Here is a 12,662-nt window from a genome sequence, read left to right as displayed (position 1 = left end):
ATGCTCGTAGATTCCCATTGTCACCTCGATCGTCTTGACCTCGCCGCCCACGACGGCTCCCTGGATGCCGCGCTTGATGCGGCCCGGCAGCGCGGGGTAGGGCACTTTTTATGTATCGGCGTCAGCGTTGAAAATGCCGCGGATGTCAAAGCCCTGGCCGAACGTTATGGCGACGTCGACTGTTCAGTGGGCGTGCATCCTCTGGATGTACAGCCGGGTGCCGCTCCGGCGCTGGATTGGTTGTTGCGTGAGCTCAATCACCCCCGTGTCGTGGCCATCGGTGAAACCGGCCTGGATTATCACTACGAGCCGGAAGCGGCAGAGTTGCAGCAGGCATCGTTTCGCTTGCACCTGCAGGCCGCTCAGCAAACAGGCAAACCGGTGATCATCCACACCCGTGGCGCCCGTGCCGATACGTTGAGTTTGCTGCGCGAGGCTGCGTTGCCTCAGGCGGGCGTGTTGCATTGCTTCACGGAAGACTGGGACATGGCCAAGGCTGCGCTGGACATGGGCTATTACATTTCCCTGTCTGGCATTGTCACTTTTCGCAATGCCGATGCGCTGCGTGACGTCGCCAGCAAAGTGCCAGCTGATCGATTGCTGGTAGAAACCGACTCGCCGTACCTGGCTCCGATCCCTTATCGCGGCAAACCCAACCTGCCGCAGTACGTGCGCGAGGTGGCGGAGTTTCTGGCAATGTTGCGGGGTGAGGCTTACGAGCGATTTGCCGAGCAGACCACTGAAAACTTCAAGCGTCTGTTTCCGCTGGCGCATGTGAAGGGCTGAATCGCAGGCAAAAAAAACCCGGGTTCTGGGGGGTGAATCCGGGTTAAGACCATTAGGAGTAAAACAAAGGCACGCGGTCCGTTGGTACCTATATCGACGCGACACTTGGGGGAGATGCCCCGCCGACAGTTCAAGTATTGATCAGTATTGCGCCGAGTCCAGTTTACCGGTCCCGGTTTTTAAACAATTTTGGAATACGGGCGCTTCGGAAGTGTTCTCATCAACAGGCGACCCTGTGTGAAATCATCAAGAAACACAGATATGGTCGGATGATCCGTGCATTTTGGCGCAAGTTAGGCATAATACGCGGCTTCGAATTTTGACCCCTACAGACCTTTTCTTATGCATAAAGAACCTCGTAAGGTCCGTGAGTTTCGTCGCCGCGAGCAAGAAATTCTCGATACCGCGCTCAAGCTGTTCCTCGACCAAGGTGAAGACAGTGTCACCGTCGAGATGATTGCTGATGCCGTCGGTATCGGCAAAGGCACGATCTACAAGCATTTCAAATCCAAGGCGGAGATCTATCTGCGCCTGATGCTCGACTACGAGCGTGATCTGAACGAGCTGTTGCATTCGGCTGATGTCGACAAGGACAAGGAAGCCCTGTCCCGGGCCTACTTCGAATTCCGCATGCGCGATCCGCAACGCTATCGCTTGTTCGATCGGCTGGAAGAGAAGGTGGTCAAGGGCAACCAGGTGCCGGAGATGGTCGAGGAACTGCACAAGATCCGCGCCTCGAACTTCGAACGCCTGACCTTGCTGATCAAGGGCCGGATCAGCGAAGGCAAGCTTGAAGACGTGCCGCCTTACTTCCATTACTGCGCGTCCTGGGCGCTGGTGCACGGTGCCGTGGCGCTGTATCACTCGCCGTTCTGGAGCAATGTGCTGGAAGATCAGGAAGGTTTCTTCCAGTTCCTGATGGATATCGGCGTGCGTATGGGCAACAAGCGCAAGCGCGATACCGACACTCCGAGTAGCTGAACCATTCAGTTGCCTTATTGCGCCATGATTTCTCTATATGGCGCAGTACCTCAGGAATATACTCAGGCATGGGACTTGCTAAAACTTGATTTGTTAGTCAAGTTTTACGCGTTCAAATTCCTTTCGCCGGAGTGCTCCATGATCGTTGACCGTCAAGGCAGGCGTTTCCGCAATCTGCGGATCAGCCTGACCTCAGCCTGCAATTACGCGTGTACCTACTGCGTGCCCAACGGCAAGCGGCTGGTGGCTGCACAGGACGAATTGTCGGCCGACGCCATGGCGCGCGGCGTGGCGTACCTGATCGAAGCGGCGGGCATCGAGCGCTTGCGCATCACCGGTGGCGAGCCGCTGGTCAGCCCCAAGCTCGAAGCCTTCATGACGGCCGTCGGCAAGATGGGCCTGGAAGACATCAGCCTGACTACCAATGGTCAGCTGCTGGCGAAAAAGCTGCCGTTGCTGGTAGACGCCGGCATCCGTCGCATCAACGTTTCCCTCGATACCCTGGATGCCAGCGCGTTCCGCAGCATTGCCCGTGGCGGCGACCTGGCGACGGTGCTCGACGGGATGGATCAGGCCAAGGCCGCCGGCCTTAAAATCAAGGTCAACATGGTGCCCCTGCGCGGCCAGAACCTTGATCAAGTGATGCCTCTGCTCGATTACTGCCTGGAGCGTGGCTATGAATTGCGCTTCATCGAGCTGATGCGCATGGGTCATCTGGCCAGCGACAACAACGCTTTCCTGCAACAGTTCGTCAGCCTTCAGCAGTTGCTGAGCCTGATTGGCGAGCGTTACGAGTATTTGCAGGCCGATGCACCCGTAGACGCCACTGCCGTGCGTTACCAAATACCGGGGCTGGGGCACTTCGGCGTGATCGCCAATGAAAGCGTTCCCTTCTGCCGGACTTGTTCACGCCTGCGTCTGTCGTCCACCGGCTGGCTGCATGGCTGTTTATCGTCGAGCAATCGCCACTATGTCGGCGATCTGCTCGACAAGCCGCGCCATCAGGCATTGCCAGCGTTGCAGCGACTTCTGGTGAAAGCCTTGGGGGACAAGCAGGAAGTGGCGTTCTCGGGGGGGGCGACCATCATGAAGATTATTGGCGGCTGATCGGGCCTCATTGTACGAACGCCGCTCCGAGCCTGCTCGCGATTGCTATCTATAAGGCCACAACATCCTTGAGCTGGCGCGGAAGCTGCATCCAATGGCCATTCGCCGGTTTTCCGTCACCGGCCTCTGGAGGGTAGGATGCGTAGCCTGGTTTTGCTGCTGGCCGTTTTGGCGCTTGGTGGCTGCATGAATGTCAGCGATATGGCTGAAGGAACTCGCTACCACATGAGCGATGCAGGGCTGCTGGATCACAGCGACAGTCGTCGGGTGAATAACCTGCGCATTCAGCCGGACTCATTCATCTACATCGCCCAAGGTGCCTTCGCGCCGCCGGGCAGTGCTTATCCGCGACCTAACGTGGTCGCTGAAGAAGCCTTCAACGGCTTTATCGAATATTTCCCGATGGTCCGCCGAGCGCGCGCGCCCGAAGGTCTCGACCAGGCCATGGGTGAAGCCCGCGCCGCCGGTGCCCATTACCTGCTTTACACACGGTTCGCCAAGGCGGATGACAGAATCGGTAACTCGGACGAATGGCTCGATCAGGAATACGTGGATCGCCTGGGCATCGACAGCGGCGTGATTCAGATCATGTTGATCGAGACCAGCACCCAGTATTTGATTGATACTGCACGTATCAAGAGTCGTGGCGGTTTACTGACGTTCCACGATAACAAGCCACAAGACCTGATTGGCCCGCCGCTTGAGCAATACGCGCGCAGCCTGATTGGTCTCAGCGACCAGTAATCCAAGGAGAACGCCATGAGTGGCCCGCAAAAAGCCAACGACTTGTTGGGGCAAATCCCCAAAACCAAAGGCTTGCCGCCGGTCCACCTGTGGAACCCTGATTTCTGTGGCGACATCGACATGCGCATCGCCCGCGACGGCACCTGGTATTACCTGGGGACGCCGATCGGGCGCAAGCCGATGGTCAAATTGTTTTCCACCATCATTCGCCGCGATGGCGATGACTATTTTCTGATCACTCCGGTCGAGAAAGTGGGCATCAAGGTCGATGATGCGCCGTTTGTGGCGATTGCCGTGGACGTGGAAGGCGAGGGCGAAGCCCAGCTTCTGCGCTTCACCACCAACGTCGACGAGACCACGGACGCCGGCACCGAACACCCGATTCGCGTGGTGATCGACCCGGTCACGCAAGAGCCAGCACCCTACGTGCATGTACGCACCAACCTCGAAGCCCTGATCCATCGCAATGTGTTTTACCAACTGGTGGAGTTGGCCGTGACACGTGAGATCGACGGGCAACGTTGGCTGGGTGTATGGAGCGGCGGTGAATTCTTCCCCATCGGCCTTGAGCCTTAACGCATAGCACTGTGGGGGCGGGCTTGCTCGCGATGAGGCCATAACATCAACCTAGATGTGACCTGTTACGCCGCCATCGCGAGCAGGCTCGCTCCCACATTGGATGTGTGAGTCATCCAAAAAATCAAATTGACACCCAATCGTATGATGATTAGCGTGGACACCCATCGCGAATGGCTTTGTGCCGCTCCTGCATCGAGGTGTCCATGTCCAGCAGTTTTCATGCGTCGACCGTCGATTGGCTGGGTTGCTGGATAACCGCCGGCCAGGTCAAGCCGGGTGAAACCATCAAGGTCGAAGCCGACCTGGGTGAGCAGTTGGGTGTCAGTCGCACGGTCATCCGCGAAGCCATCAAAACCCTGGTCGCCAAAGGCATGCTCGAAGTCGGGCCGAAAGTCGGTACACGGGTGCTACCGGTGCGACGCTGGAACCTCTTCGACCCGCAAGTCGTGGGTTGGCTTTCGCGCAGCGGCTTGCCGGAAAACTTCGTCGACGACTTGCTCGATCTGCGCCGCACCATCGAACCGATGGCCGTGCGCTGGGCCTGTGAGCGCGCGACGGTCGAACAGGTCCAGGCGATCCAGCAGGCCTATAACGCGTTGGAACGGGCGGTGGACAGCGGCGTCGATTACAACCGCGCCGACCAGGTCTTCCACGAGTGCATACTCGCCGCCAGCCACAACCAGTTCATCGAACAAATGGTCCCGGCCCTTGGCGCGTTGTTGGCTGTGTCGTTCGAAGTGTCCGCCGCCGACCCGGACGAATTGCGCCGCACGCTGCCGATTCACAAAGACATGGCCGACGCCATCGCCGCACGGGATGCCGCGCGGGGTGTCTGGGCCTGCATGACCCTGATCGATAACGCGGACCTGGCGATCAAACGCTTTTATCCAAAAGTCATGGCCGACAAAAAAGCCGGCTGAGAGGCTTGCGCCACATACAAAAACAACAGGAGGTTTCATGACGTGGAATGCGGTTACCGGACACCGTGCACAACTCGGTGAAGGTCCGTTCTGGGATGTGCCGACCCAGGCGCTGTATTGGGTGGACATCGCCGGCAAGCAAGCCCTGCGGCTGATCGGCGCCAACGTGCAAATCTGGAAAATGCCGGAACATGTGTCCGCGTTCATCCCCTGTGAAAGCGGCGATGCGCTCGTGACGTTGAGCAGCGGCGTCTATCGGCTGGACCTTGATTCGCCGGGGCTTGAGCCGCGCCTGACCTTGCTCTGCGTCGCCGACCCGCAACCCGGCAACCGCGCCAACGAAGCCCGCTGCGATGCACAGGGTCGGCTCTGGCTTGGCACCATGCAGAACAACATCGGTGAAAATGGCGAAGACCTGCCCATTGTGCGTCGCTCCGGCGGCCTGTTTCGCATCGACCGCGACGCCCGGGTCACGCCGCTGCTTCGCGGGCTGGGCATTCCCAACACGTTGCTGTGGAGCGAGGACGAGACCACGCTGTTTTTCGCCGACAGCATGGACAAAACCTTGTACCGCCATTTCGTCCACACCGATGGCAACCTGGACACCGCGTATGTCTGGTTCGGTCCCCACGATCGGGGCGGCCCCGATGGCTCGGCGATGGATGCGGAGGGTTTCATCTGGAACGCCCGCTGGGACGGTAGCTGCCTGATCAGGCTAACCCCGGATGGCTATGTCGACCGCGTGATCGAATTGCCGGTCAGCCGCCCCACCAGTTGCGTGTTCGGCGGCGAAGACTTGAAAACCCTTTACGTCACAAGCGCCGCGAGTCCGCTCAACCACCCGCTGGACGGCGCGCTGCTGTCGATTCGCGTCGATGTGCCCGGAAAAACCTGCACCCGCTTTGCTGGATAAAATCCCAAAATATGGGATGTAAAATTATATATTGAGATTATTTGGTGGTCGGGTTTATAGTCGGCCATCAGTTACACGCACTCACACTTAAAAAAACAAAACAGGTGAAGTGATGCAGCGATTTTCCAAAAGGACTTTTGACCGGACATCGACAGATGCCCGGCTTTTGTCGTCCCTGAAAAAAGGGGGCTTGATCCATGGCTGAGCCTCTTTCCTTGCCAGCCGTGCCCGAACCGCCCAAAGGCGAGCGCCTGAAAAACAAGGTCGTGCTGCTGACCGGCGCTGCGCAGGGCATCGGCGAGGCCATCGTCGCCACGTTCGCGTCGCAGCAGGCCAAACTGATCATCAGTGATATTCAGGCCGAAAAAGTCGAGAAAGTCGCGGCGCACTGGCGGGACAAAGGCTTCGATGTCCAGGCCATCAAGGCCGACGTCTCCCGGCAGCAAGATCTGCACGCGATGGCCAGGTTGGCCGTCGAGCGTCACGGCCGGATCGACGTATTGGTCAACTGCGCTGGGGTCAACGTATTCCGCGATCCACTGGAAATGACCGAAGAAGACTGGCATCGCTGCTTCGCCATCGACCTCGACGGCGCGTGGTATGGCTGCAAAGCCGTGCTGCCGCAAATGATCGAGCAGGGCATCGGCAGCATCATCAACATCGCTTCGACCCATTCCACCCACATCATCCCGGGCTGCTTTCCGTACCCGGTGGCCAAGCACGGCTTGCTCGGGCTGACCCGCGCGCTGGGCATCGAATACGCGCCAAAGGGCATTCGCGTGAATGCGATTGCGCCGGGCTATATCGAAACCCAATTGAACGTCGATTACTGGAACGGTTTTGCCGACCCCCAGGCCGAACGTCAGAGGGCATTCGACCTGCATCCGCCGCGTCGTATCGGGCAACCGATGGAAGTGGCCATGACGGCCGTCTTCCTGGCCAGCGATGAAGCACCGTTCATCAATGCTTCATGCATCACCATCGATGGTGGACGCTCGGTCATGTATCACGACTGAGCAAAACGGCTTTCAGACGCGGAGTTCCGTCTGAAATCCAATCATCATACGATATGACTATTTGCAGTACCGGCTTTCAAAATAACGCTCAAAAAAAATAACAAGGAGTCAGCTATGAATCGTCGTCGTGGGATCCGTTCCCTGTGCTGTGCCGCTTTGGCGGTCACTGCGGTCAGCTTGAGCAGCACGCTGCTGGCGGCCGAGGAAGTGAAAATCGGCTTCCTGGTCAAGCAGGCGGAAGAGCCCTGGTTCCAGACCGAATGGGCATTCGCCGAAAAGGCCGGGAAAGACAAGGGCTTCACTGTCATCAAGATCGCCGTGCCTGACGGCGAGAAAACCCTCTCGGCCATCGATAGCCTTGCAGCCAATGGTGCCAAAGGCTTCGTGATCTGCCCGCCGGACGTCTCCCTTGGTCCGGCCATCATGGCCAAGGCCAAGCTCAATGGTATGAAAGTCATCGCTGTCGATGACCGTTTCGTCGATGCCAATGGCAAGTTCATGGAAGACGTTCCTTACCTCGGCATGGCCGCATTCGAAGTCGGCCAGAAGCAGGGCGCGGCAATGGCCACCGAAGCGAAAAAACGCGGCTGGGACTGGAAAGAAACCTATGCGGTGATCAACACTTTCAATGAACTCGACACCGGCAAGAAGCGCACCGACGGTTCGGTCAAAGCGCTGGAAGATGCCGGAATGCCGAAAGACCACATCCTGTTCTCGGCGCTGAAAACCCTCGACGTACCGGGCAGCATGGACGCCACCAACTCAGCCCTGGTGAAACTGCCGGGCGCGGCGAAAAACCTGATCATCGGCGGCATGAACGACAACACCGTACTGGGCGGCGTGCGCGCCACCGAAAGCGCCGGGTTTGCCGCAGCCAACGTGATCGGCATCGGCATCAACGGCACCGATGCTATCGGCGAGCTGAAGAAAGCCAACAGTGGTTTCTTCGGTTCGATGCTGCCAAGCCCGCACATCGAGGGCTACAACACCGCGAGCATGATGTTCGAGTGGGTCACCACCGGCAAAGAACCACCGAAGTACACCGCGATGGACGACGTGACGCTGATCACTCGCGAGAACTTCAAGCAGGAACTGGAAAAGATCGGCCTGTGGAACTGAGGGCTGGTTGATTTCATCGGCGGCCCTGGCGACGGGGCCGCCTGATCTGTGTGATGAGGTGGTTTTATGCACGCGCAAGTACAGACACATGAGCACAGCGTCGGCGGCAGCCTGCGCTTCAACGGGATCGGCAAGACGTTTCCCGGGGTGAAGGCGCTGGATGGCATCAGTTTCGTCGCTCATCCGGGGCAGGTTCATGCCTTGATGGGCGAGAACGGCGCCGGCAAATCGACCCTGCTGAAAATCCTCGGCGGTGCTTACACGCCGAGCAGCGGCGACCTGCAGATCGGCGAGCAGACGATGGTCTTCAAGTCCACCGCCGACAGCATCGCCAGTCGGGTGGCGGTGATCCACCAAGAGCTGCATCTGGTCCCGGAAATGACCGTGGCGGAGAACCTGTTCCTCGGTCATCTGCCGGCCAGTTTCGGCCTGATCAATCGAGGCGCACTGCGCCAGCAAGCGTTGGCCTGCCTCAAAGGCCTGGCCGATGAAATCGACCCGCAAGAGAAAGTCGGGCGCCTGTCCCTCGGTCAGCGACAGCTGGTGGAGATTGCGAAGGCGTTGTCCCGTGGCGCGCATGTGATTGCCTTCGACGAACCCACCAGCAGCCTGTCGGCGCGGGAAATCGATCGCTTGATGGCGATCATCGGGCGTCTGCGCGACGAAGGCAAAGTGGTGCTTTACGTGTCCCATCGCATGGAAGAAGTGTTCCGCATCTGCAACGCGGTGACGGTGTTCAAGGACGGCCGCTACGTGCGCACGTTCGAGGACATGAGCGAACTGACCCACGACCAGTTGGTGACGTGCATGGTCGGGCGCGACATTCAGGATATCTACGATTACCGCAGCCGCCAGCGGGGCGCCGTGGCGCTCAAGGTTGACGGTTTGCTCGGGCCGGGACTGCGTGAACCGGTGAGTTTCGAGGTGCACAAGGGCGAGATTCTCGGGCTGTTCGGCCTGGTGGGCGCGGGGCGTACCGAGCTGTTCCGGATACTCAGCGGGCTGACGCGCAACACCGCCGGACGCCTGGAGCTTCGTGGTCATGAGGTGAAACTGCGTTCCCCCCGTGATGCCATCGCGGCCGGGATTCTGCTGTGTCCCGAAGATCGCAAGAAGGAGGGCATCCTGCCGCTCGCCAGCGTCGCCGAGAACATCAACATCAGCGCGCGCGGCGCCCATTCCACGTTCGGTTGCCTGTTGCGCGGCTTGTGGGAAAAGGGCAACGCCGACAAGCAGATCAAGGCACTGAAAGTGAAGACGCCCAGCGCCGAGCAGAAAATCATGTACCTGTCCGGCGGCAATCAGCAGAAGGCCATTCTCGGCCGCTGGCTGTCGATGCCGATGAAAGTCCTGTTGCTCGATGAACCGACGCGCGGCATCGATATCGGCGCGAAAGCCGAGATCTACCAGATCATCCATAACCTGGCTGCCAGCGGCATCGCGGTGATCGTGGTGTCCAGCGACCTGATGGAAGTGATGGGTATTTCCGACCGCATCCTGGTGCTCTGCGAAGGCGCGATGCGCGGCGAGTTGTCTCGCGCAGAGGCCAATGAATCCAACCTGCTGCAACTGGCTTTGCCGCGCCAACGTGCTGACGGCGTGGCGAACTGAGAGGTGACTATGACCATCCAAAACAACGCTCTGCCCACTGCACGCAAACCTCTGGACCTGCGGCGCTTTCTCGACGACTGGGTGATGCTGCTGGCGGCGGTCGGGATCTTCGTGCTGTGCACGCTGCTGATCGACAACTTCCTGTCGCCGCTGAACATGCGCGGCCTGGGCCTGGCGATTTCGACAACGGGCATCGCGGCCTGCACCATGCTGTATTGCCTGGCGTCCGGGCATTTCGATTTGTCGGTGGGCTCGGTGATTGCCTGTGCCGGCGTGGTCGCGGCGGTGGTGATGCGCGACACCGACAGTGTGTTTCTCGGCGTGAGTGCGGCGCTGGTGATGGGGCTGATTGTCGGGCTGATCAACGGCATCGTCATCGCCAAGCTGCGGGTCAACGCGTTGATCACCACCCTGGCGACCATGCAGATCGTTCGTGGCCTGGCTTACATTTTTGCCAATGGCAAAGCGGTCGGCGTGTCGCAGGAGTCGTTCTTCGTCTTTGGTAACGGCCAGTTGTTTGGCGTGCCGGTGCCGATCCTGATCACCATCGTGTGCTTCCTGTTTTTCGGCTGGCTGTTGAATTACACCACCTACGGGCGCAATACCATGGCCATCGGCGGCAACCAGGAAGCGGCGTTGCTGGCCGGGGTGAACGTTGACCGGACCAAGATCATCATCTTTGCCGTGCACGGTGTGATTGGCGCGTTGGCCGGGGTGATTCTGGCGTCGCGGATGACCTCCGGGCAGCCGATGATTGGCCAAGGGTTTGAGTTGACGGTGATCTCGGCGTGCGTGCTGGGCGGGGTGTCGTTGAGCGGCGGGATCGGCATGATCCGGCATGTGATTGCCGGGGTGTTGATTCTGGCGATCATTGAGAATGCGATGAACCTGAAGAACATCGACACGTTCTATCAGTACGTGATTCGCGGTTCGATCTTGCTGTTGGCCGTCGTGATTGATCGTCTCAAACAACGTTAACTTCGCTTTGTGGCGAGGGAGCTTGCTCCCGCTGGGCTGCGCAGCGGCCCCAAAATCACTGTTTTGATTCAGGATTTTGCGAGTGCTGCGCACTCGAGCGGGAGCAAGCTCCCCGCCACAGTGATTACTCCTTCCGTCACCTCCCTTAAATAGTCCTTGCCCGCACCATCGCGTTTCGGTTATCACTTTGTACATGATTAGACAGGTACGATTTGACAAGAAACAACGGGTGGTCGACGAACTCATCCGGCGGATTGAAAGCGGCCTCATGGAGGACGGCTTTCTGTTGCCGGGCGAGCATCAATTGGCTCAAGAATTCAAAGTCAGCCGCGGCACGCTGCGTGAGGCCCTTGCCGAGTTGAAACGACGCAACTACATCGCGACCCAAAGCGGCGTCGGCTCCATCGTCACCTTCGACGGTGTGGTGCTCGATCAACGCAGCGGCTGGGCGCAAGCGCTCGCCGACAGCGGGGCGCTGATCAATACCGAAGTGCTGCGGCTGGAGGCCGTCACGCGGCCTGATTTGCTGCCGCGCTTCGGCACCGACCAATTCATCACCCTCGACCGGCGCCGTCGCTCCACCGATGGCAAGCTGGTGTCTCTCGAACGCTCATTGATGCCCGCCACGGGAGGCCTGGAAAGCCTGCCGCGGGTCGGCCTCATCGACAATTCCCTGACCATCACCCTGGCCGCCTACGGCTACATCGGTGAACGCGGCGATCAATGGATCGGCGCAGAACCCTTGAACGCCGAAGACGCCGCGTTGCTCGGTCGTCCGGTCGGCACCGTCTTCCTCAAAGCCTTGCGCACCACCTACGACCGGCAAAACCGTTTCATGGAACAGGTCGAAAGCTTGCTCGACCCGGTACATTTTCGTCTTCACCTGCAGTTTGGAGAGTCGAAATGACCGCGCTCGACCGTGCGCTCGGCGCGTTCTACGGACTGGCCCTGGGCGATGCGCTGGGCATGCCGACGCAATCCCTGAGCCGCGCCGAGATCACGGCGCGCTTCGGTGCGATCACCGATCTGCAAGACGCCGGTCCTGATCAACCGATTGCTGCGAACATGCCCAAGGGCTCGATTACCGACGACACCGAACAGGCGATTCTGGTCGGTCAATTGTTGGTGGCCGGTGAGGGCCGGATCGAACCGGCCGTGCTCGCTCAGCGGCTGATCGAATGGGAGGCCGGAATGCAGGCCAAGGGTTCGCAAGACTTACTCGGCCCTTCGACCAAGCGCGCAATCGAAATGATCCTCGCCGGCCACTCGCCGGAAGAAGCGGGGCGCTACGGCACCACCAACGGCGCGGCGATGCGCATCACGCCGGTCGGTATCGCCACGGATGTCGCCCAGCCTGAACGTTTTATAAGCGCCGTCGTGCAGGCCTGCCAGGTCACCCACAACACCACGCTGGGAATTTCCAGTGCGGCGGCGGTGGCGGCAGTGGTTTCGGCCGGCATCAACGGCATGGACCTGGGCGAGGCGTTGAACCTCGGTCAGCAGATCGCCCAACAAGCCGAAAGTCATGGCCACTGGGTGGCGGGCGGACGGATTGCCTCGCGCATCAGCTGGGCGCGGACCATCAGCGTCGACAGTGACAAAGCGTTGCTGGCGGATTTGCTGTACGACGTGATCGGCACGTCGGTGGCTTCGCAGGAATCGGTCGTGGTCTCGTTTGCCCTGGCGCAACAAGTGGCCGTTGGTGAAATGAACGCCTTCGAAGCGCTGTGCATGGCCGCGAGCCTGGGCGGTGACACCGATACCATCGCGGCGATACTGGGCGCGATGCTCGGGGCCTGCCTGGGGCTTGGGAGTTGGCCGGTGGCGATGATCGAACAGGTCAAAGCCGTTAATGATCTGGAGCTGGAACCTTTGGTAAAAGGGCTTCTGGCCTTGCGCTGACTGACC

Annotated in this window: 13 protein-coding genes; all 13 read left to right on the top strand. The window is 59.5% G+C overall.

Translation table 11 applies throughout. The features are described 5' to 3' along the window. Entirely contained in the window at nt 1–786 is a 786-nt protein-coding gene (locus tag AC1ROI_RS27580; protein WP_077747993.1) for a TatD family hydrolase, read from the top strand. A 342-nt stretch (nt 787–1,128) separates the two neighbouring features. Then, entirely contained in the window at nt 1,129–1,767 is a 639-nt protein-coding gene (locus tag AC1ROI_RS27575; RefSeq protein ID WP_008152317.1) for a TetR/AcrR family transcriptional regulator, read from the top strand. A 138-nt stretch (nt 1,768–1,905) separates the two neighbouring features. After that, nucleotides 1,906–2,874: a GTP 3',8-cyclase MoaA gene (locus AC1ROI_RS27570; protein ID WP_010461842.1), complete on the top strand. Its 969-nt coding sequence runs from the start codon at nt 1,906–1,908 to the stop codon at nt 2,872–2,874. A gap of 138 nt (nt 2,875–3,012) precedes the next feature. After that, nucleotides 3,013–3,618 (top strand): DUF4823 domain-containing protein, encoded by a 606-nt coding sequence (locus AC1ROI_RS27565; protein WP_010461840.1) that lies wholly within the window; start codon nt 3,013–3,015, stop codon nt 3,616–3,618. A 15-nt stretch (nt 3,619–3,633) separates the two neighbouring features. Continuing rightward, nucleotides 3,634–4,194, top strand: coding sequence for a DUF1285 domain-containing protein (locus AC1ROI_RS27560; protein ID WP_010461838.1), 561 nt, complete (start codon nt 3,634–3,636; stop codon nt 4,192–4,194). A 206-nt stretch (nt 4,195–4,400) separates the two neighbouring features. Then, nucleotides 4,401–5,117 (top strand): FadR/GntR family transcriptional regulator, encoded by a 717-nt coding sequence (locus AC1ROI_RS27555; RefSeq protein ID WP_102594304.1) that lies wholly within the window; start codon nt 4,401–4,403, stop codon nt 5,115–5,117. Nucleotides 5,118–5,154: 37 nt separating this feature from the next. Next, entirely contained in the window at nt 5,155–6,030 is an 876-nt protein-coding gene (locus tag AC1ROI_RS27550) for an SMP-30/gluconolactonase/LRE family protein (RefSeq protein ID WP_077747992.1), read from the top strand. Nucleotides 6,031–6,227: 197 nt separating this feature from the next. Beyond that, nucleotides 6,228–7,046 carry an SDR family oxidoreductase gene (locus tag AC1ROI_RS27545; protein WP_102594682.1) on the top strand — a complete coding sequence of 273 codons (819 nt, stop codon included), beginning with the start codon at nt 6,228–6,230 and terminating at the stop codon, nt 7,044–7,046. 114 nt (nt 7,047–7,160) lie between these two features. Continuing rightward, nucleotides 7,161–8,165 carry a substrate-binding domain-containing protein gene (locus AC1ROI_RS27540; protein ID WP_010461828.1) on the top strand — a complete coding sequence of 335 codons (1,005 nt, stop codon included), beginning with the start codon at nt 7,161–7,163 and terminating at the stop codon, nt 8,163–8,165. A gap of 66 nt (nt 8,166–8,231) precedes the next feature. Then, a complete protein-coding gene (araG, locus tag AC1ROI_RS27535) occupies nt 8,232–9,776 on the top strand; it encodes an L-arabinose ABC transporter ATP-binding protein AraG (protein ID WP_077747990.1) in 1,545 nt (514 codons plus the stop codon). Between the two features lie 9 nt (nt 9,777–9,785). Continuing rightward, nucleotides 9,786–10,754, top strand: coding sequence for an L-arabinose ABC transporter permease AraH (araH, locus tag AC1ROI_RS27530; RefSeq protein ID WP_010461824.1), 969 nt, complete (start codon nt 9,786–9,788; stop codon nt 10,752–10,754). Nucleotides 10,755–10,947: 193 nt separating this feature from the next. Then, nucleotides 10,948–11,661, top strand: coding sequence for a GntR family transcriptional regulator (locus AC1ROI_RS27525; RefSeq protein ID WP_042932288.1), 714 nt, complete (start codon nt 10,948–10,950; stop codon nt 11,659–11,661). After that, nucleotides 11,658–12,656: an ADP-ribosylglycohydrolase family protein gene (locus AC1ROI_RS27520; protein WP_102594681.1), complete on the top strand. Its 999-nt coding sequence runs from the start codon at nt 11,658–11,660 to the stop codon at nt 12,654–12,656. The genes AC1ROI_RS27525 and AC1ROI_RS27520 overlap by 4 nt, the downstream gene beginning before the upstream one ends. Nucleotides 12,657–12,662 lie beyond the last annotated feature (6 nt).

It is taken from the genome of Pseudomonas sp. GW823-FHT02C02, assembly GCF_058797635.1.
This window is presented reverse-complemented; position numbering and strand designations above follow the sequence as displayed.